The organism is Maritimibacter fusiformis (genome assembly GCF_008086115.1).
Classification (GTDB): Bacteria; Pseudomonadota; Alphaproteobacteria; order Rhodobacterales; family Rhodobacteraceae; genus Muriiphilus; species Muriiphilus fusiformis.
Genome location: NZ_VSIY01000005.1, coordinates 12,513 through 31,936, shown reverse-complemented (window position 1 = coordinate 31,936; position 19,424 = coordinate 12,513). Strand labels below are relative to the sequence as shown.

Sequence of the window (19,424 nt, the reverse complement as noted above, 5' to 3'; positions counted from 1 at the left end):
TATCCATGCGCGATCTCAAATTGCCCGACCAGCGCCATCCCGAAAAGGCGCACCGCCCCGACAACGCACAGCCGAATAAGCCGTCCTGGATTCGCGTCAAGGCGCCGGGCGGCAAGGGGTATAACGACACGCACAAGATCCTGCGCGACAACAAGCTGTCGACGGTCTGCGAAGAGGCCGGCTGCCCCAACGTGGGCGAATGCTGGAGCGCGGGCCACGCCACCATGATGATCATGGGCGAGATCTGCACCCGTGGCTGCACCTTCTGCAACGTCGCCACCGGCCGGCCAAACGCGCTCGACGCGTTCGAGCCCGGGCGGGTGGCGGACGCGGTGAAGAAACTGGGACTGAAACACGTGGTGATCACTTCGGTCGACCGTGACGACCTCGAGGACGGCGGGGCCGAGCATTTCGCCATGACCATCCGCGCCATCCGCCGGCACGCGCCCGACACCACGATCGAGATCCTGACGCCGGATTTCCTGAAATGCACCGATGACGCGCTGGAAGTGGTGGTCGCGGCCCGGCCCGATGTGTTCAACCACAACCTCGAAACCGTGCCCGGCCTCTATCCGTCGGTGCGCCCCGGCGCGCGTTATTTCCACTCGCTGCGCCTGTTGCAGCGGGTCAAGGAGATCGACCCGGCGATGTTCACCAAGTCGGGCATCATGGTCGGGCTGGGCGAGGACCGGCAGGGCGTCATGCAGGTGATGGACGACATGCGCGCGGCGGATGTCGATTTCCTGACCATCGGCCAATATCTGCAGCCCACGCCCAAACACCACGCCGTCGACCGCTTCGTGACACCTGAGGAGTTCAAGGCCTACGAGGGCGCGGCCTACGGCAAGGGCTTTCTGATGGTTTCGGCCACGCCGCTGACGCGTTCGTCCTACCACGCCGGCGACGATTTCGCCCGACTCAGGCAGGCGCGGCTGGACAAGCTGGGGCATGGCACCTGAGCCGCCAATCGCCCGCTTGACGCCGCGACATTTCGCCGCAACACTCTCCCCTCGCGCGAAACATCACCGCAAGGAGAGACATGACCGACGCAACCCAGATTGCGCCTTCGCCGCCGCCCAAGATCGGACGCGTGGGCTTTGACGATATTGCCGCCGCGCTCAGGGCCGGATGGCGTGACTTCACCCGCGCGCCGGCCTTCGGGCTGTTCTTCGCGACCTTCTTTGTGGCCGGCGGCATCGTGATCTACCTGCAACTCGGCTTCATCGACCAAAGCTACTGGATCATCCCGGCGGCCCTCGGGTTTCCGCTGCTGGCGCCGTTCCTGGCGGTCGGGCTCTACGAGGTCAGCCGGCGTATCGAGATGGGCGAGGCGCTGGACTGGGGCGGGGTGCTGGGGGTGATCCTGCGCCAGAAGGACCGGCAGTTTCCGTCGATGGCGGTGGTCATCATCATGATCTTCCTGTTCTGGCTGTTCATCGCGCACATGATCTTTGCCCTGTTCCTCGGGTTGATGCCGATGACCAACATCCTGTCGAACTGGCAGGACACGATCCTGACGCCGAACGGGCTGACGATGCTGGCGGTCGGATCGGTGGTCGGGGCGATCCTGGCCTTCCTGCTGTTCGCGCTGACCGTCGCCAGCCTGCCGCTGCTGTTGGATCGCGAGCTGGATTTCATCACCGCGATGATCGCCTCGTTCCAACTGGTGCTTGCCAACCCGGTGCCGATGGTCACCTGGGGCCTTATCATCGCGGTTCTGATGCTGGGCGCGCTGCTGCCCTTCTTCATGGGGTTGTTCATTGTCCTGCCGGTGCTGGGGCACGCGACCTGGCATCTCTACCGCCGCAGCATGAGTTTCGAGGACTGAGCGACGGCTGTGAAACGAAAAAGGCCGCCCGAGGGGCGGCCTTGTCGTCTGCTCGCCCGGTGGCGATCAGGCGTTCGGCTTGGAGGCCGGTGCGGGCTGCTGGGGGCGGGGCTGTTGCCCCTGGCCAGTCGGGACCGGCTTTTTCGAGGTCGAGTTCAGCGGATCTTCCTGACGCTGCACCGAACCTTCGAAATGGGCGCCGCTTTCGATCGCGATGGTCTTGTGGACGATGTCGCCCTCGACCCGTGCCGACGAGGTCAGGCGCACCTTGAGGCCACGCAGGCGGCCGATGATGCGGCCGTTGACCACCACGTCGTCGGCGACGATCTCGCCCTTGACGGTAGCGGATTCACCGACCGTCAGCATGTGGGCGCGGATGTCCCCTTCGACGGTGCCTTCAATGACGATGTCACCCGTCGACTTCAGGTTGCCCTTGAGCACGAGGTCGGCGGACAGGGTCGATGCCGGCGGCTTGGGCTTCGTCGCCCCTGAGGACGGGGCGGGAACGGAATTGGACATGGAGGGTTTCGGCGCCTCTGCTGCGGGGTTCGTGTCGCGGTCACCGGCTTGTTTCGGCCCCGGTTCGTTGATCCTGCTTTTAGAAAACATTTCTTGCTGCCTTGATATATGTCATTGGGTTCGTGGGGTTTCCGTTCACCCGCACCTCATAGTGCAGGTGAGGCCCGGTGGACCTGCCGGAATTCCCCATATCACCAATCCGATCCCCGCGCGAGACCCTTTGCCCCACTTTGACTTTAATGGCTGAAAGGTGCCCATAGCGGGTTTCGATCCCGAACTCGTGCTGGATCTTGATCAGCCGGCCATAGCCCGACAACCAGCCGGCGTGGGTGACCACCCCGTCGGCGGTCGAATAGATCGGGGTGCCGACCGGCCCTGCCATGTCGGTGCCCGCGTGCAGCCGCCCCCAGCGGGTGCCAAAGCCCGAGGTATAGCGGAACGAACTTTTCACCGGCATCCCGAAGGGCAGCTTCTCGGCGGCGATCCGGTACAGGTTCATCCGGTCGAGCTCGCCCAGGATCTCGTTGGCGCGCAGCGTGTCGGGGTCGGTCTCGGCACCCTTGGTCGACAGGACCAGCGGCATCAGCGGCCCGCCCTGGCCGGAATAGCCGCGCCGCACGGTGTCGAGCAGGCTTTCCGATGACAGCCCGACCGCGTCGAACATCTGGTCGAGCGGCTCCAGCGACACCGCCACAGCGTCCTCGAGTTGGCGGAAGATCTGGTCGTTGCGCTCATCCCGCAGGCGTTGGTCGAACACGAGGTTTTCCGCAAAATCCCTGGTTTCCGCCGCTGCCGTCAGCGCTTGATCGCGCTCGGTCGCGGTCTCGTCGAGCGCGGCCAGAAGGAAGGCGACGGTCTTGCCCAGGTCGGCAGGGCGGGTGGAGGAGCCGTCGCCGCTCTCGCCGCCGGCCTCGGCGAGCATGGTCTCGACCACGCCGCGGGCCTCGTCGCGTTCCTTCATGGTGCGCCGCAGCGTCGCCTGGATCACGTCGATGCCGGTCTCAAGCTCCTTGCGGCGATCCTCGGACGACAGCAGTTCCGACTGCATTTCCGAGATCTGCGCCAGCGCGAGGTTGAAGCGTTCCTGTGCGGCCACCGCCTCGGCGGCCCGCGCGTCGCGTTCGTCGGCCAGCACCTGCAAGCGGTGTTCGTAAAGCTGCTGTTCGCGCATCGCTCGGTCGCGCACGTTGCCGGACCCGATCGAGTCCATCAAGAGCACCGCGGTGGCGATGATCGCCCAGGAAATGAACGCGGCACTTCCGAGCCAGCCGACCAGTTGGGTCACCGGGCTGAGAATGATGAAGCGCGTTCCGTCCTCGGAGCGGAGAAACAGCCGCTGTTCCGGAAAGCGGCGTTCTAGCTTGTGATTAAGCTGGTAAGCGAGTTTTCGTACCAAAACGTTGTCCCGATGTCCCATCCCGTCGCACACGCGCTCCCCAGCACCGCGCACGTTCAAGGGTGATTAACCGCTGCCTGTTCTCAAGGCAATGTTTTTGGCCGGATTTCTCCGGGCCGGAATGCCGCAGGCGGCGAGTTTCCGCCGATCCGCCCCGGCCCGCATCCACCCGGACGCAGGGCCGGGGCGGCCCTCCGTCCCGGTGTTTTCAACGACAAATATGCGGACAATCGGCATGCATTGCCCGAATTGTTGCCGGTTTTGCCGTCACAACGCCCGCACCGCGTCTAGCACCTCTTCGGCGTGGCCGGCGACTTTGACCTTCTCCCAGACCCGCGCGATGCGCCCCTCGGCGTCGATCAGAACGGTGGTGCGCTGGATTCCCATGAAGGTCTTGCCATACATCTTCTTTTCCGCCCAGACGCCGTAGGTTTCGCACACCTCGCCCTCGGCATCCGACAGGATCGGCATTCCAAGGTCTTGTTTCGAAACGAAGTTTTCCTGCTTCTTCACACTGTCCTTGGAAATCCCCAGGACCGTCGCACCGGCGGACTCGAATTCGGGCAGCAGGGCGGTGAAATCGCGCGCTTCGGTGGTGCAGCCGGGGGTGTTGGCCTTGGGATAGAAGAACAGGACCACCGGACCAGCGCGCAGGTCCGACAGGGTGACGCTGCCGCCGCCATCGCGGGGCAGGGTGAAATCCGGCGCTTTGGTGCCGAGTTGGAGGGCGGCGTCAGTCATTGCTTCACTTCCATTTTGCGATCCCGTAAACGCATGTTTCTATGGGTCCATCCTGCGAATGTGAACCCACCTCGAAGCACCGGATCGATGACCGAGACCACCCCGACCGAAACACAGCTGCCGTCGCGCCCCGAAACCGGCATGACCCGGCGGCCGCGCATTCGCCGGCTGCACTGGCATCTCGGGGTGTGGACGCTGGTGTTGATCCTGTTCACCTCGGTGTTTCTCGTGCTGGCCTCGATGTCGCTGACCGGCCGGGTGATCGCCTTGCCCGACTGGGTTGCGGTCAAGGTGCTTGAGCGGATGAACGCCGCGGTCGACCGGGGCAGCTTCTCGCTCAGGCAGGTGCAGTTCGGTGTCACCCCGCGCGGTCGGCCGCAACTGCGCCTGATCGACGTGGGCATCAAGGATGCCACCGGGCTGGACCTCGCGCAATTGAACCGGGTCGAGGGCGGCTTTCGCCTGATCCCGGCGTTGCGCGGCGAAATGCAGCCGACCGTGGTCAATTTGCGCGGTGCGCAGATGACGCTGAGGCGGTTCTCGGACGGGTCTTTGGCGCTCAGTCTCGGCCAGGAGAGCGGCATGACCGGCGATCTGGCGACGGTGCTGGATGCCATCGACCAGGTGTTCATCGACGGGCTGCTCGCGGGGTCCGAACGGGTCGAGGCATCGAACCTGACGATCACGCTGGAAGATGCGCGCTCGGGGCGGCTTTGGCAGGTCACCGACGGACGCATGATCGTCACCCAGACCGACAAGCTGGTCGAAATGGTGGTGAATTTCGATGTCTTCAACCAGACCGAAGAACTGGCATCGACCGAATTCTCGATCCGCTCGGCCAAGGCCGGGTCGGAGGCGTCGATCTCGGCCCGGTTCGAAAACGCCGCAGCGCCCGATATCGCGGCGCAATCGCCGGCGCTGGCCTTCCTGTCGGTGATCGACGCGCCGATCGCCGGCGCGTTGCGCACCGCGATCTCGGATGAGGGCGATATCTCCGAACTGGTCGGCACGCTCGAGATCGGCGAGGGCGCGTTGTCGCCGGGGGCGGGGGCCCAACCCGCGGTGTTCGACGGCGCCAAGGTCTATATCGACTACGACCCGGCCAGCCAGCGGATCGACTTTCTCGGGGCGTCCGTCGCCTCCGAGGTCGGCACCGCCGATGCGCAGGGCCATGTCTACCTGTCGGATTTCCGCGGCGGCTGGCCCGGCAGCATGATCGGCCAGGTCGAACTCAACCAGGCACGCCTGAACCCGCCGGGCATGTTTGCCGCGCCGCTGGTCATCGAACGGGGAATGGCCGATGTGAGGCTTCGGCTCGACCCGTTCCGCATCGACATCGGCCAGGCGGTGGCCTTTCGCGGCGACTCGAAATTCGAGACGTCGGGGACGGTGGAGGCGACGGGCGAGGGGTGGCGCATCGCGCTGGACAGCGAGGTGGACCATGCCAGCCGCGCCGATGTGCTGGCGTTGTGGCCGCTGGAGGAAAGCCCCTATACCCGCAGTTGGGTCGCCGAAAACGTGCTGGCGGGCGAGGTGTTCGACGCACGGATCGCCTGGCGAAAGGAGCCGACCGAGGAGATCGCGATGAACGGGGTCTACACCGTGCGCGACGCGGTGGTGCGCCCGCTCGAAAGCCTGCCGGATGTCGAGATCGAACTGGGCTATCTGGTGCAGGAACCCCGCGGCATGACCGCGGTGGTCGAGGCCGGGACCATGCAGGCCCCCGACGGGCGCGTCATGGATGTGTCGGGCTCGAGCTTCCTGTCGCTGGTCGAGACCGGAGACAGCGGCTACGACGTGCTCAACCTCGAGATGGCCGGCCCGATCCGGGGGGCGTTGTCGATCCTGGCGCTGGAACCCTTCACGATCTTCGAAGGCACCGACTACGGACCCGATGTGGCGCGCGGCCGGGCGCGGATCGGCGGGCGCGTGACCTTCCCCTGGAACCAGGATTCGCTGGACGAGATCGACCCGGGCTATGCGATCACCGGCGAACTGACCGATGTGCGCAGCGACATGCTGATCCCCGACAAGCTGATCCTGGCCGACCGGCTCGAGCTTGTGGCCAGCAACGAGGCGATCGAGATCACCGGCCCGGTGTCGATTGGACAGGCCGAGGCCTCGGGCACATGGACCTTGCCGCTGGCCGAAAGCGATGGCGCCGGCAGCATCGCCGGCACGGTGGCCATCAATCCGCGCTCGCTGGCCGAGTTCGGGATCGGCCTGTCGGACGGGATGATCGCGGGCGAGGGGCGCGGCCAGTTCGAAATCGACTTTTCCGACTCCGATCCGCGCCTGACGCTGCGCTCGGACCTGGCCGGCCTGGCGCTGGCGGTGCCGGAGCTCGGCTGGTCGAAGACGCCGCCGCGCACCGGATCGCTCGAGGTCGAGGCGACGTTGGGCGAGCGCACCGTGGTCGAGGTGCTCAAGCTCAGCGCGCCCGGGCTCGACGCCAGCGGACGGATCACGACCGCCGAGGGTGGCGGCATCGGCGAGGCGCGGTTCGAACGGGTGCGGGTCGGCAACTGGCTCAACGCGCCGATCGTGCTTGAAGGGCGCGGCGATGCCCCCTTCGCGATCCGCATGACCGGCGGCACGATCGACCTGCGCGAGGCCGATTTCGGCGGCGGCGGGGGCGGTGGCGCGCCCGGCCCGCGCCAACCGCTGATCATCCAGGGGCTTGACCGGATGATCGTCTCCGAGGGCATCCAGTTGCTCGGGGTCAACGCCGATCTCGACCTGTCGGACGGAATGCGCGGCACCTTCACCGGCCAGGTCGAGGGCGGTGCGGCCCTGCGCGGCAGCGTCGCCCCCACCGCAGAGGGGCTGGCGTTCCGCATCCTGTCGGCGGACGCGGGCGGCGTGTTGCGCGGGGCCGGGGTGTTCGACACTGCCCGCGGCGGCAACCTGGAACTGGTGCTTGCCCCGGTCGCTGGCGAGGGCACCTATGAGGGCGAGTTCACCATCACCGACACCCGCATCGTCGAGGCCCCGACCATGGCGACGCTGCTCTCGGCGGTCTCGGTGGTCGGCCTGCTCGACCAGTTGAGCGGCGAGGGCATCGGTTTTTCCACGGTCGACGGACGCTTTCGCCTGACCCCGGAGGCGGTCACGCTCTACCGCGCCTCGGCGGTGGGTGTGTCGATGGGGATCTCGCTCGACGGCTATTACGACCTCGTGAACGAGCGCATCGACATGCAGGGCGTGTTGTCGCCGTTCTATTTCGTCAACGCGCTCGGGCGCCTGTTCTCGCCGCGCGACGGCGAAGGGCTGATCGGCTTCAACTTCACGCTGAAGGGGCCCTACGACGGCCCGGACGTGACACTGAACCCGTTGTCGATCCTGACCCCCGGGGCCTTTCGCGAGATCTTCCGCCGCCCGCCGCCGAAGGTGCCCGAAGAATGAGCGATGACCTGCCCGAAGGCGCCCGGCTGTCGGATTACGATTTCGACCTGCCCGACGAGTTGATCGCCACCCGCCCGGCGCGACCGCGCTCGTCGGCGCGGCTTCTGGTGGCGACGCCGGGGCGGACCGCCGACCGGATCGTCACCGATCTGCCCGAAATCCTGTCCCCCGGTGACCGGCTGGTCCTGAACGACACCCGCGTGATTCCCGCCCGCCTGCGCGGCAAGAGGCACCGGGGCGAGGCTGTCGCGGGCATCGAGGTCACACTGCTCGAGCCTGCGCCCGAGGGCCGTTGGCGCGCGCTGATCAAACCGCTGCGCAAAGTCGCCGAGGGCGAGCGCATCGTGTTCTCCGACCGCCTGTCCGCGACCCTGATCGGGCGGGATGACGGCCAGGCGCTGATCGCCTTCAACCTGACCGGCGCCGATTTCGATGCGGCACTGGCAGAGGCCGGGCAGATGCCGCTGCCGCCCTATATCGAGGCCAAGCGCCGCGCCGATGAGCGTGACCGCGTCGATTACCAGACGATCTGGGCCGAGACGCCGGGGGCGGTGGCCGCCCCGACCGCCTCGCTCCATTTCGATGCGGACCTGCTGGCGGCGCTCAGGGCGCGCGGCGTGACCATGACCCACGTGACCTTGCATGTCGGTGCCGGCACCTTCCTGCCGGTCAAGACCGACGATCTGTCGGGCCACAAGATGCACGCCGAATGGGGCGAGGTCACCCAGACTGCCGCCGACGAGATCAACGCGACCAAGGCCGCCGGGCACCGGGTCATCCCGGTCGGCACCACCGCGCTGCGCCTGATCGAAAGCGCGGCCACCGGGCGGGGCCGGATCGCGCCGTGGCGCGGCCCGACCGACATCTTCATCCGGCCCGGTTTCACCTTTCAGATCGCCGATGCGCTGATGACGAATTTTCACCTGCCCAAGTCGACCCTGATGATGCTGGTGTCTGCGCTGATGGGGCTGGAGCGGATGCGCGCTGTCTATGCCCATGCCATCGAACAGCGCTACCGGTTCTTCAGCTACGGCGACGCTTCGCTGCTGTTGCCCAAGGGCGACTGAGCGACCAGTTGGGGGTCTTCGTTCCCGACGGATCGGGCGGGCCGGGGGCACCCGGCGTGGCGCGTCAGCCCCGCCGCGCGTTGGCAACCACCATCAACTCGCCCACGTTTTCGCGGGTGATATAGCCGATCATCCGGTCGCCCTCGCTCAGGATCGCGACCGCGGCGGTGCCGGGCTGCATCCGGGCCAGCACGGTGTCGAGCCCCTCCATCAGGCTGGCGCGGGGCACCTCGTGCAGCATGATATCGGCCACCCGGCGCGGGCGTTCGGGCGCGGCCAGCGCCTTGAACAGGGCGTCGCGTGTCAGGAACCCCTCGAACCGGCCGCTGCCGGGGTCGATCACCGGGAACTCGTGCTGGGTGGTGCGGATCAGCGCCGCCGAGGCGGTGTCCAGCCCGTCGTCGGGGGCCAGTGCGTCGAAACTGGTGATCATCGCATCGCGGGCCATCATCCGGCGCGCGACCTCGCGCATCTGCTCGTCCGAGCTTTCCGACCCGGCGGCGATGAAGATGAAAAACGCGATCAGCAGAAGCATCGGGTTGCCGTAGATCAGGCCGAACAGGCCCATGCCGAAGGCCAGCACCTGCCCGGCGGTCGCCGCGATCCGGGTGGCGCGCACCCGGTCGGTGGTCAGCGAAAGTAGCGCGCGCAACACCCGGCCGCCATCCATCGGGAAGGCGGGCAGCAGGTTGAAGATCGCAAGGATCAGGTTCAGGATCGCGATCTGCGAGGGCAGGGTGGCCAGCGAGATCTCGGTCAGGGGCGTCGCCGCGGCCTCGAGGCCGAAGATCAGCGCCAGGACTGCGAAGATCACCACGTTCACCGCAGGGCCGGCCAGCGCCACCAGGATTTCCTCGGAGGGCTTTTCCGGCATCCGCTCAAGCCGCGCCAACCCGCCGATCGGCAGAAGGGTCACGTCCGGGGTGCGGATGCCAAAGCGCCGCGCCACCAGCGCGTGACCGAATTCATGCGCGACCACGCAGGCGAACAGGATCAGGATGTAAAGGACATAAAGCGCCGCGCCCGCGACCCCGCCGGCGAAATAGCCGGAAACGCCGATCCAGGCGATCAGCAGGAAAAAGGTCGCGTGAACCCTGAGTTCGCTGCCGAACAGACGTCCGATTGGAAATGACCAGGCCATGACGCCCCCGCGTTTGAGACGCGCCCGACGCGGCGCGCCTTCTTCAGATGTGGTCGGGCGCAGGCTGTCTCAAGCCCCGCGACAAAGGGCCGGGGGGCGGCTCAGAATGGGATCTCGTCGTCGAATCCGCCGCCGCCGGCCGGGGCCGGGCCGCGATCGCCACCGCCACCACCGTATCCGCCGCCGCCGTAGTCGTCACCACTGCCGCCGCCGCCAAAATCGTCGCCGCCACCGCCACCGCTGCGCCCGTCAAGCATCGTCAGCTCGCTGCGATAGGGCCGCAATGCGACCTCGGTGGTATAGCGGTCCTGCCCCGATTGGTCCTGCCACTTGCGGGTTTCGAGCTGACCCTCGATGTAGACTTTCGAGCCTTTGCGCAGATATTGCTCGGCCACGCGGACCAGCGGTTCGGAGTAGATCGAGACCCGGTGCCATTCGGTGCGTTCGCGCCGTTCGCCGGTGTTGCGGTCTTTCCACGTCTCCGACGTTGCCAGCCTGAGGTTGCAGACCTTGCCGCCTGAGGGGAAATTGCGCACTTCCGGGTCGGCGCCCAGGTTGCCGATGAGAATGACCTTGTTGACCGACCCAGCCATGACGAAGCTCCCGAATCCGTTGAAATCGTTTCCATGCTTACAACACCCGATCACGGTGAAGGAAAGGTTAAATTCCCGCGCGCGGGTCTGCATTTCCCGTGCGCGCACCCGCCTCTGGAAGCGTCGCGCGAATTGCGCTAGACTGTCCCGGTCGACTTGGCGGGACGAATGGGCCGCGACGGAACCGGGGGAATGTGATGCGACAGGCGATGCTGCTCTCAACGGCACTGATGCTGGCTGGCGCCCTGCCCGGATCGGCCGAAACGCTGTTTTCGTCCTCCGGCGGCGCGGGCTTTGCGGCGGCACTCAAGGTTCTGGACGGACGCGCGGCGGATCAATACCGCGGATCGGTGCGCCTGACGCCGACCTATGCGCCCGAAGCCGGGGGCGCGATCCCGCCGTTCACCGGGTCTTACCGGGGCCAGTACCTCGAGCCCGCACGGGCCGCTGCGCGCAAGCACGGCATCCCCGAGAACCTGTTCTTGCGCCTCGTGCAGCAGGAATCGGGTTGGAACCCGTCGGCGGTCAGCCACAAGGGTGCGCTCGGGCTTGCGCAGCTCATGCCCGACACGGCGGCGCGGCTGGGGGTGGACGCGACCGATCCGCTCGACAACCTCGACGGCGGCGCACGCTATCTCAGGCAGCAATACGACCGGTTCAAATCCTGGCGACTGGCGCTTGCCGCCTATAACGCCGGGCCGGAAGCGGTGGCGAAACACGAGGGCGTGCCGCCCTATGCCGAGACCCAGGGCTATGTCGTGGCGATCCTCGGAAGCTGAGGTACCCCGGGGGTAAGCCCCTGTTTCCAATAATTTTTCTGACTGAGACCCGAGGCGCCGGGTTTTTGCCGAGTGTGCGCGATGCGCCCCCGCTCAGCTGCCGCGGCGGAAGGCCGAGGGCGTGCGGCCGGTGTGCTGGGTGAACGCGCGGGTGAAATAGGCCGGCGAGGCGAAGCCCAACGCGCGGGCGATATCCTTCACCGGCATATGGGTTTCGGTCAGCAGGCGGCGGGCTTCGTAATGCACCCGGTCTGCCAGGATCGCGCTGGCCGGACGGCCGCAGGCCTTGTTGCAGACCCGGCTGAGATGGGTCGGCGTCACGCCCAGCGTCTTGGCATAGTCGCGCACCGTCTTGGGCGAGTGGAAATCCTGCTCGACCAGCGAGGTGAAGGCGGCGGCGAGACGCACCGAGGCATCCTCGCGCGGTTCTTCCACTTCATGGCCGCGCATCTGGCGCTCGATCCACACCGACAGCAGGCCGGCATGCGAAAGGAGCGCGCGGTCGGACGCGGTGGCGCCGTTTTCAAGCTCGGTCTGGATCGCGTCGATCAGGCGGTTGAGCTCGATATGCTGCTCGGCATCGGTGAGGCGCAGGTGCACCGGATCGTCGGGCAGCGACAACTGCTCCTCGACCCCGGCGGGAAACACCACGATCATGCCGTGCACCGTCGAATTCATCTCGAACCCGTGCATGGTGCCGGCGGGGATGAACACCGCGTTATGCGCGGTATAGCCCGAAGTGCGGCCGTTCATCGTGATTCGGCCCTGGCCACGGGTGAACCACAACAGCACCGGCGCGCCGTAACTGCGCATCGCTTCGGTCCGCCAGCGCCCGCCTTTCGCCAGTCGCGCAAGAGGAAGGACACGGAATGGAGAAACGAGCGATTTTTGTTGTTGCATGGCGCGGCAGCTGTCCCTGAAAGTCGTTTGCGTCTAGGCGCACGACTTCGTGATTAGCCGATTTCGACCATTCTGTCGCCCCCGGTTATCCACAAGCTGCGGGCTTTCCTGTGGATAACGCGAATCGGATGGCAACTGTCGCAGAAGTGTCACGCCTCGCTGGCAGCGGAGCGGGGCAGACATGGCCATGCGCAGGAATTCGCAAGGGTCGGGGAGGGGCTTTGGCCGGGGTCGAGCATGCGGTTGGTGCACATGCAGCAAGCCGCCGTAACCATTGAGATTTCTACGGAATCCGGCTCTCTCGCCTTGGCGTCATCGGCCTTGGACGTGGTCGATTCCGGTGCCAACTGCAGTCACGCGGCGCGAAATCTGCCGCCGGCGAGCGCGTATCGCCGGCGGCGACGGATTGGGGTGGTGGTTTGATTCGGTCAATTCGCCGGTTTTCGCAATCGCCGGTTCGGGCGGATTCAGCCCGCGTCCGGCCCCTGCGGCAGCCGGGTCCAACCGCCCATCCGGGCGCGAAACCAGGTGCGCTGACGCTTGGCGTATTGCCGCGACGCGACAATCGCGCGCGCGCGGGCTTCGGCCAGGGAGATCTCGCCTTTGACATGCGCCACGAGCTCCTGCGCGCCGATCGCCTTGGCCGAGGGCAGGGTGTCCGACCAGCCGTCGAGGTTGGCGCGCGCCTCGTCCAGCGCCCCGGCGGCCAGCATCGCGTCGAACCGCCGTTCGATCCGGGCAATCAGCCAGTCGCGCGGCGCGTCCAGCACCAGCCTTGTCGCCCGATCCGGCGCGAGCAGCGGCGGCGGCGTGTCGTCCTGCCAGTCCGCCAACCCACGCCCGGTGGTGCGCATCACCTCCCAGGCGCGCTGCACCCGCATCGGGTTTTGCGTGTCGATCCGGGCCAGGGTGGCCGGGTCGAGATCGGCCAGAAGCGCCTCGGCGCCGTGCGCGGCCACGCGGGCGTCGGCCTCGGCGCGCAGATCGGGCGGGGTCGGGGGAATATCCGCCAGCCCCTCGGTCAAGGCGCTGAAATAGAGCCCTGTGCCGCCGACGATGATCGGGCGCTGCGGCCCGTCGAGGATCGGGGCAAGCTCGCGCAGCCATTGGCCCACGGAATACGGCATATCCCCCGGCACATGGCCGTAGAGCAGATGCGGCGCGACCGCTACTTCGTCGGGCGAGGGGCGCGCGGTCAGGATGCGCCAGTTGGAAAACACCTGGAGCGCATCGGCGTTCACGATCACCCCGCCGTGGCGCTGCGCGATGCGAAGCGCCAGCGCCGACTTGCCCGAGGCGGTCGGCCCGGCGATCAGCACCGGTCGGTCGGCGGGAAAGGTCTCGGTCGCCAGGTCCAAGGCGCGTTCCTTCGTGCAATTGTGCCGTCCGGGCATTCGCGCATTGAACCGCCCCGGCTTTTCCGACATTTTGCCGCCAGCGAACCACGACCGGCACAACAGGGCAAGACGATGAACGACACCGAGACCGGGGCGGCGCACCCGCAACCGAAATACAAGCGCGTGATGCTGAAAATCTCGGGCGAGGCGCTGATGGGCGACCAGGGCTATGGTCTCAATCCGCCGACGGTTCAGCGCATCGCCAACGAAGTCAAATCGGTGCACGACATGGGCGTCGAGATCTGCATGGTGATCGGCGGCGGCAACATCTTTCGCGGCCTGCAGGGCTCGGCCCAGGGGATGGAGCGCACCACTGCGGACTACATGGGGATGCTGGCCACCGTGATGAACGCGCTGGCGATGCAGTCGGCGCTGGAGGATCTGGGCGTCTTCACCCGCGTGGTCAGCGCCATTCCGATGGACCAGGTTTGCGAGCCCTACATTCGCCGCCGCGCCGTCCGGCACCTTGAAAAGGGCCGGGTCGTGATCTTCGCCGCCGGCACCGGCAACCCCTATTTCACCACCGACACGGCGGCGACCCTGCGCGCCAACGAGATGACCTGCGAGGCGATTTTCAAGGGCACCAAGGTTGACGGCGTCTATGACAAGGACCCCAACAAGTTCCCCGATGCCAAGCGCTACGACCATGTGAGCTATGACGAGGCGCTGGCGAAACGCCTCGGCGTGATGGACGCCTCGGCGATCGCGCTGGCGCGCGACAACAAGATGCCGATCATCGTCTTCAGCCTGGATGAGCCGGGCGGCTTTCGCGGCATCCTCGCGGGCGAGGGCACCTATACCACGGTTTCGGGCTGAACCGGCGCGGGTGGCTTCAGCCGGGGCCGGATCACGGATTTGACCGCGCCGGGGCACCGGCGTCTATACATCGGCGCGCAACTGGCTGTATACCCGGCCCGGAACGCGTGCCGCAACGAGAAGGGCAAACCCATGGCTGACGAGTTTGAGATTGATCTCGACGACCTTGAACGACGCATGAAGGGGGCGCTGGACGCGCTCAAACAGGAATTCGCGAGCCTGCGCACCGGCCGGGCCTCGGCGACGATGGTCGAGCCGATCCAGGTCGACGCCTACGGTGCGATGACGCCGATCAACCAGGTCGGCACGGTGAACGTGCCGGAGCCGCGCATGGTCACCATCAACGTCTGGGACCGGAGCCTCGTGCAGAAGGTGGAAAAGGCGATCATGGAATCGGGTCTGGGGATCAACCCGCAGACCAACGGCACAATCATCATGCTGCCGATCCCCGAGTTGAACGAGGAACGCCGGCGCGAGTTGACCAAGGTCGCGGCGCAATACGCCGAGAGCGCCCGTGTGGCGGTGCGCAACGTGCGCCATCACGGCATGGATGCGCTGAAAAAGGCCAAGGACGGCATGAGCGAGGACGACCAGAAGTTCTGGCATGACGAGATTCAGGGGCTGACCGACAAACACGTCGGCCACATCGACCGGATGCTGGAGAACAAGCAGGAAGAGATCATGCAGGTCTGATCCTGTCTGGTGCCCGGAACGGAGAGCATATGACCCCCCCTGAAGGCCCCGACACCACCGCCGTCGCCGCTGCGCGTGCCGACGGCGCCCATGCGGGGCCGCGCCATGTGGCGGTGATCATGGACGGCAACGGCCGCTGGGCACAAAGCCGGGGGCGGCCGCGGCTGTTCGGTCATCACGCAGGCGCGCGCAGGGTCCGCGAGATTGTCGAGGCCTGCCCCGAGCTTGGGGTCAAGTATCTTACAATCTTCGCCTTTTCGACCGAGAACTGGAAGCGCACCCAGTCCGAGGTGGCCGGGCTGATGAGCCTGTTTCGCCGCTACATTACGAAAGAGGCGCGTACCCTTGTCGAGAACGGCATCCGGGTGCGCTTCATCGGCGACCGGCTCCGGCTCGACCGCAAGCTGCAGGAGCTGATGGACGAGCTCGAGGCGGTGACCGCGGGCAACGACCTGGTGCATCTGACGGTCGCGCTGAACTACGGCGGGCGCGACGAGGTGGCCCGCGCCACCAGGCGGCTGGCGCAGGACGTGGCGGCGGGCCGGCTCGACCCCGAAACGGTGAACGAGGAAACCCTGCCGCGCTATCTCGACACCCATGTGCTGCCCGACCCCGATCTGGTGATCCGCACCTCCGGCGAGGCGCGGATTTCCAATTTCCTGCTGTGGCAGTCGGCCTATTCGGAATACGAGTTCGTCGACACGCTCTGGCCTGATTTCAGTGCCGAGATCTTCGCCGGGATCATCAAGGGTTTTTGCGGGCGCGAGCGCCGGTTCGGCGCGGTCAGGGAACAAACGAATGTCTGAGACCTCGGCAAAATGGGGCGACCTCGGCCCGCGTGTGATCTCGGCCATCGTGCTCTTGGCCGTCGGCGGCGGTGCGGTATGGCTGGGCGGTGTGGTGTTTCTCTATGTCGCCGCCATCGCCGCCGGGCTGATCGGCTGGGAAATCGCGCGGATATGCAATCTCGGCGGCGGGCTGATGCCGGTTGCGACCGGCTTTGTCACGGGCACCGCGATCCTGTTTTCCGGCTATGCCCCCGACTGGGTGCTGATCGTGCTTCTGGTCGGCGTGCCGGTGGTGGCCGCCGCCGCCATAGCGCCCGGCGGCGACCGGCTGCGGATGTTCAACTACCTTGCCTGGATCATGGTCGCGACCTGGGGGCTGATCGATCTGCGCGGCCTGGGCCTGGTGCCGGTGATCTGGCTGGCGGCCCTGGTGGTGGCGTGTGACGTTGCGGGCTATTTCGTCGGGCGCACCGTTGGCGGGCCGAAGTTCTGGCCCCGCATCAGCCCGAAAAAGACCTGGTCGGGCACCGCCGGCGGCTGGGTCGCGGCGGGGCTGGTGGGGGCGATATTCGCGCCCTATCTCGGAACCGGGGTGATCTGGCTGTCGGTGCTGGTCGCCTTTGCCTCGCAGATGGGCGACATCGCGGCCAGTGCGCTGAAACGCTCCAAGGGCGTCAAGGATTTCTCGGCGCTGATCCCCGGCCACGGCGGCGTGTTCGACCGGTTCGACGCGCTGATGGGGGCGGCCCTGGTGGTGACGCTGGCCCGGCTTCTCGGCCTGATCGGGGGCTAGGATGACACGTCGCATCTCGATCTTCGGGGCGACCGGGTCCATCGGCACGTCCACCATCGACCTGATTGCCCGCGATCCCGGCGCCTTCGACGTGGTGGCGCTGACCGGCGGCGGCAACGTGGCGCTGCTGGCTGAGCAGGCGAAGGCGCTCAACGCCGATATCGCCGTCACCGCACACGAGAGCCACCTTGCCGACCTGCGCGCGGCGCTGGCTGGAACCGGCATCGAGGCCGCGGCGGGCACCATCGCAATCGAAGAGGCCGCGCGCCGACCCGCCGATTGGGTGATGTCCGCCATCGTCGGGGCCGCCGGGCTGGCCCCGGGGCTGGCCGCGCTTGAGACCGGCGCGACGCTGGCGCTGGCCAACAAGGAAAGCCTCGTCACCGCCGGGCCGCTAGTATTGGCGACCGCGAAGCAGCACGGCGCGCGGCTTCTGCCGGTCGACAGCGAGCATTCGGCGGTGTTCCAGGCGCTGACGGGCGAGGATATCGCGGCGGTCGAACGGGTCATCATCACCGCCTCGGGCGGGGCATTTCGCGACTGGCCGCTGGAGCGACTTGCAAACGCCACGCTGGCCGAGGCGTCGTGCCACCCGAACTGGGACATGGGTCAGCGCATCACCATCGATTCCGCCTCGATGTTCAACAAGGCGCTGGAATTGATAGAGACGCGCGAGTTTTTCGGCGTGGACCCGGACAAGATCGAGGTGCTGGTGCACCCGCAATCGCTGGTGCATGCGCTGGTTGGCTTTCACGACGGCGCGCTGATGGCGCATGTCGGCCCCGCCGATATGCGCCACGCCATCGGCTATGCGCTGAACTGGCCCGCGCGCCGCGCGCTGCCGGTCGAACGGCTGGATCTGGCGCGGATCGGCCAGTTGGAGTTTCGCGCCCCGGACGAGGCGCGCTATCCGGCGCTGGCGCTGGCGCGCGCGGTGATGGATGAGGGCGGTCTGTCTGGAGCGGTGTTCAACGCCGCCAAGGAAGAAGCGCTCGACGCCTTCATCGAGGGGCGGATCGGCTTCATGGCCATGGCGGGCGTGGTCGAGGCGGTTCTGGACCGGATGTCGGGCGACCGAAGCCTCATCCACGCCGCAATCACACTTGATAACGTGCGCGCGGCCGACCAGATGTCACGTCTGGCCGCACGCGAGATCATCACGACCGGGCTTTGAACCCGGCAAGGAGGCAGATTTGGACCTGGCAGGGCTGATCCCGTCGTTCGGCAACCTCGCGCTGACCATCGTCGCGTTCATCGTGGCGCTGAGCATCATCGTCTTCATTCACGAGATGGGGCACTACCTGGTCGGACGCTGGTCCGGCATCAAGGCGGACGTGTTCTCGATCGGCATGGGGCCGGTGCTGGCCAGCCGGATGGACCGGCACGGCACCCGCTGGCAGATCGCGGCCTTTCCGGTCGGCGGCTACGTGCGCTTTCACGGCGATGCCAACGCCGCCTCGGGGTCCGCCGACGAGGATGCATTGAAGGACATGAGCGAGGCCGAACGCCGCTCGACCCTGCACGGCGCCCCGCTCTGGGCGCGCGCGGCGACGGTGGTGGCGGGGCCGGTGTCGAATTTCGTCCTGTCGGCGGTGATCTTTGCCGGTATGGCGATGTGGGCCGGCGTCGCCACCGACCCGCTGACCGTGGCCGACCTCAAGCCGGTGCCGGGTATCGCGGGTACGCTGGAGCCGGGCGACGAGATCCTGGCCATCGCGGGGCAGGAGACCCCGAAACTCGAAGACTTCGCGGGCTATGTCGACAGCCTGCCGGACGAAAGCCCGCTGGACTGGACGGTGCGCCGCGACAGCACCGAGGTGACGCTGAGCGCACTCCATCCCTATCCACCGTTCGTCGATGCCGTGTCGCCGCAATCGGCGGCCGAGGATGCCGGGCTGAAGCTGGGCGATCTGATCGAGACCGTGGACGGTCAGCCCATCGCCACCTTCGAGGATCTGCGCCGCATCGTGACCGAGGGCGACGGAGCCGAAATGACCCTTGGCATCAACCGGGCAGGCGACAGGATCGAGGTCGCCTTGACGCCGCGCCGGGTCGATCTGCCGCTTGACGACGGCGGGTTCGAAACCCGCTGGCTGATCGGCATCTCGGGCGGTCTGATCTTCGAACCCGCGACCCGGATGCCGGGCGTGGGCGAAGGCATCAAGGCCGGCGTGGGGCAGGTGGTCTATATCATCAACGCCTCGATCTCGGGGCTCTACCACATGGTCACCGGCGCGATTTCCTCGTGCAACCTGCGCGGCCCGATCGGCATCGCCGAAGTCTCGGGCTCGGCGGCCTCACAAGGCACGGCCAGTTTCATCTGGTTCATCGCGGTGCTGTCGACGGCGGTGGGGCTTCTGAACCTGTTTCCGATCCCGGTGCTCGATGGCGGTCATCTGATGTTCCATCTTTTCGAAGCGATCGCCGGGCGCCCGCCCAGCCCGCGCGCCTTGTCGATCCTGACCACGTTCGGGCTGATGGTGGTGCTGGCGATCATGGCGCTCGGGATCACCAACGATCTGTTCTGTCCATAGCCGGACCCGTGGCGGGGGCATGCCCCGAAAATGC

18 protein-coding genes are annotated in these 19,424 nt (G+C 66.8%); 11 read left to right on the top strand and 7 right to left on the bottom strand.

The window, feature by feature from the left end; translation table 11 throughout:
* Positions 1-5: 5 nt before the first annotated feature.
* Both lipA and FVF75_RS07770 read left to right on the top strand, forming a co-directional pair.
* Positions 6-959: a lipoyl synthase gene (gene lipA, locus FVF75_RS07775; protein WP_148377412.1), complete on the top strand. Its 954-nt coding sequence runs from the start codon at positions 6-8 to the stop codon at positions 957-959.
* A gap of 80 nt (positions 960-1,039) precedes the next feature.
* Positions 1,040-1,828: a DUF2189 domain-containing protein gene (locus tag FVF75_RS07770; protein WP_148377411.1), complete on the top strand. Its 789-nt coding sequence runs from the start codon at positions 1,040-1,042 to the stop codon at positions 1,826-1,828.
* Positions 1,829-1,894: 66 nt separating this feature from the next.
* On the opposite strand, the gene FVF75_RS07765 is transcribed toward FVF75_RS07770, so the two are convergent.
* From FVF75_RS07765 to bcp, 3 genes are all read right to left on the bottom strand, one after another.
* Positions 1,895-2,437 (bottom strand): bactofilin family protein, encoded by a 543-nt coding sequence (locus FVF75_RS07765; protein WP_148377410.1) that lies wholly within the window; start codon positions 2,435-2,437, stop codon positions 1,895-1,897.
* Complete coding sequence (locus FVF75_RS07760; RefSeq protein WP_246138032.1) at positions 2,427-3,743, bottom strand: M23 family metallopeptidase; 1,317 nt, start codon at positions 3,741-3,743, stop codon at positions 2,427-2,429. Before FVF75_RS07760 ends, FVF75_RS07765 begins: the two co-directional genes overlap by 11 nt.
* Before the next feature lie 267 nt (positions 3,744-4,010).
* Positions 4,011-4,484, bottom strand: coding sequence for a thioredoxin-dependent thiol peroxidase (gene bcp / locus FVF75_RS07755; RefSeq protein WP_148377408.1), 474 nt, complete (start codon positions 4,482-4,484; stop codon positions 4,011-4,013).
* A gap of 87 nt (positions 4,485-4,571) precedes the next feature.
* On the opposite strand from bcp, the gene FVF75_RS07750 reads away from it, so the two are divergent.
* Both FVF75_RS07750 and queA read left to right on the top strand, forming a co-directional pair.
* Positions 4,572-7,889 (top strand): AsmA-like C-terminal region-containing protein, encoded by a 3,318-nt coding sequence (locus FVF75_RS07750; RefSeq protein WP_148377407.1) that lies wholly within the window; start codon positions 4,572-4,574, stop codon positions 7,887-7,889.
* Positions 7,886-8,956, top strand: coding sequence for a tRNA preQ1(34) S-adenosylmethionine ribosyltransferase-isomerase QueA (gene queA / locus FVF75_RS07745; protein ID WP_148377406.1), 1,071 nt, complete (start codon positions 7,886-7,888; stop codon positions 8,954-8,956). The genes FVF75_RS07750 and queA overlap by 4 nt, the downstream gene beginning before the upstream one ends.
* Positions 8,957-9,020: 64 nt before the next feature.
* On the opposite strand, the gene FVF75_RS07740 is transcribed toward queA, so the two are convergent.
* Together FVF75_RS07740 and ssb are read right to left on the bottom strand one after the other, a co-directional pair.
* A complete protein-coding gene (locus FVF75_RS07740; RefSeq protein WP_148377405.1) occupies positions 9,021-10,097 on the bottom strand; it encodes a site-2 protease family protein in 1,077 nt (358 codons plus the stop codon).
* Between the two features lie 101 nt (positions 10,098-10,198).
* The gene (gene ssb / locus FVF75_RS07735; protein ID WP_148377620.1) at positions 10,199-10,690 is read right to left on the bottom strand and encodes a single-stranded DNA-binding protein; all 492 of its coding nucleotides are present in this window, start codon (positions 10,688-10,690) and stop codon (positions 10,199-10,201) included.
* A 197-nt stretch (positions 10,691-10,887) separates the two neighbouring features.
* On the opposite strand from ssb, the gene FVF75_RS07730 reads away from it, so the two are divergent.
* A complete protein-coding gene (locus FVF75_RS07730) occupies positions 10,888-11,469 on the top strand; it encodes a lytic transglycosylase domain-containing protein (protein ID WP_148377404.1) in 582 nt (193 codons plus the stop codon).
* A 93-nt stretch (positions 11,470-11,562) separates the two neighbouring features.
* On the opposite strand, the gene FVF75_RS07725 is transcribed toward FVF75_RS07730, so the two are convergent.
* Positions 11,563-12,282, bottom strand: a complete 720-nt coding sequence (locus FVF75_RS07725) for a helix-turn-helix transcriptional regulator (RefSeq protein WP_246138031.1) — start codon at positions 12,280-12,282, stop codon at positions 11,563-11,565.
* Positions 12,283-12,836: 554 nt separating this feature from the next.
* Entirely contained in the window at positions 12,837-13,727 is an 891-nt protein-coding gene (gene miaA, locus FVF75_RS07720; RefSeq protein ID WP_425463224.1) for a tRNA (adenosine(37)-N6)-dimethylallyltransferase MiaA, read from the bottom strand.
* 111 nt (positions 13,728-13,838) lie between these two features.
* Between miaA and pyrH the strand changes: the two genes are divergently transcribed.
* The 6 genes from pyrH (at position 13,839) to rseP (ending at position 19,390) form a co-directional block, all read left to right on the top strand.
* Positions 13,839-14,582, top strand: coding sequence for a UMP kinase (pyrH, locus tag FVF75_RS07715; protein WP_148377401.1), 744 nt, complete (start codon positions 13,839-13,841; stop codon positions 14,580-14,582).
* A 132-nt stretch (positions 14,583-14,714) separates the two neighbouring features.
* Entirely contained in the window at positions 14,715-15,275 is a 561-nt protein-coding gene (frr, locus tag FVF75_RS07710; protein ID WP_148377400.1) for a ribosome recycling factor, read from the top strand.
* A gap of 29 nt (positions 15,276-15,304) precedes the next feature.
* Positions 15,305-16,081, top strand: a complete 777-nt coding sequence (uppS, locus tag FVF75_RS07705) for a polyprenyl diphosphate synthase (RefSeq protein ID WP_148377399.1) — start codon at positions 15,305-15,307, stop codon at positions 16,079-16,081.
* Positions 16,074-16,856: a phosphatidate cytidylyltransferase gene (locus FVF75_RS07700; protein ID WP_148377398.1), complete on the top strand. Its 783-nt coding sequence runs from the start codon at positions 16,074-16,076 to the stop codon at positions 16,854-16,856. Before uppS ends, FVF75_RS07700 begins: the two co-directional genes overlap by 8 nt.
* Before the next feature lies 1 nt (position 16,857).
* Entirely contained in the window at positions 16,858-18,030 is a 1,173-nt protein-coding gene (gene dxr, locus FVF75_RS07695) for a 1-deoxy-D-xylulose-5-phosphate reductoisomerase (protein ID WP_148377397.1), read from the top strand.
* 19 nt (positions 18,031-18,049) lie between these two features.
* A complete protein-coding gene (gene rseP, locus FVF75_RS07690; protein WP_148377396.1) occupies positions 18,050-19,390 on the top strand; it encodes an RIP metalloprotease RseP in 1,341 nt (446 codons plus the stop codon).
* Positions 19,391-19,424 lie beyond the last annotated feature (34 nt).

Coding starts and splice junctions, on each gene's coding strand:
- ssb (WP_148377620.1), bottom strand. CDS start 10,690: ATGGCTGGGTCGGTCAACAAGGTCATTCTCATCGGCAACCTGGGCGCC.
- frr (WP_148377400.1), top strand. CDS start 14,715: ATGGCTGACGAGTTTGAGATTGATCTCGACGACCTTGAACGACGCATG.
- lipA (WP_148377412.1), top strand. CDS start 6: ATGCGCGATCTCAAATTGCCCGACCAGCGCCATCCCGAAAAGGCGCAC.
- uppS (WP_148377399.1), top strand. CDS start 15,305: ATGACCCCCCCTGAAGGCCCCGACACCACCGCCGTCGCCGCTGCGCGT.
- FVF75_RS07750 (WP_148377407.1), top strand. CDS start 4,572: ATGACCGAGACCACCCCGACCGAAACACAGCTGCCGTCGCGCCCCGAA.
- dxr (WP_148377397.1), top strand. CDS start 16,858: ATGACACGTCGCATCTCGATCTTCGGGGCGACCGGGTCCATCGGCACG.
- FVF75_RS07740 (WP_148377405.1), bottom strand. CDS start 10,097: ATGGCCTGGTCATTTCCAATCGGACGTCTGTTCGGCAGCGAACTCAGG.
- FVF75_RS07700 (WP_148377398.1), top strand. CDS start 16,074: ATGTCTGAGACCTCGGCAAAATGGGGCGACCTCGGCCCGCGTGTGATC.
- FVF75_RS07725 (WP_246138031.1), bottom strand. CDS start 12,282: ATGCGCAGTTACGGCGCGCCGGTGCTGTTGTGGTTCACCCGTGGCCAG.
- FVF75_RS07770 (WP_148377411.1), top strand. CDS start 1,040: ATGACCGACGCAACCCAGATTGCGCCTTCGCCGCCGCCCAAGATCGGA.
- bcp (WP_148377408.1), bottom strand. CDS start 4,484: ATGACTGACGCCGCCCTCCAACTCGGCACCAAAGCGCCGGATTTCACC.
- queA (WP_148377406.1), top strand. CDS start 7,886: ATGAGCGATGACCTGCCCGAAGGCGCCCGGCTGTCGGATTACGATTTC.
- pyrH (WP_148377401.1), top strand. CDS start 13,839: ATGAACGACACCGAGACCGGGGCGGCGCACCCGCAACCGAAATACAAG.
- FVF75_RS07765 (WP_148377410.1), bottom strand. CDS start 2,437: ATGTTTTCTAAAAGCAGGATCAACGAACCGGGGCCGAAACAAGCCGGT.
- FVF75_RS07730 (WP_148377404.1), top strand. CDS start 10,888: ATGCGACAGGCGATGCTGCTCTCAACGGCACTGATGCTGGCTGGCGCC.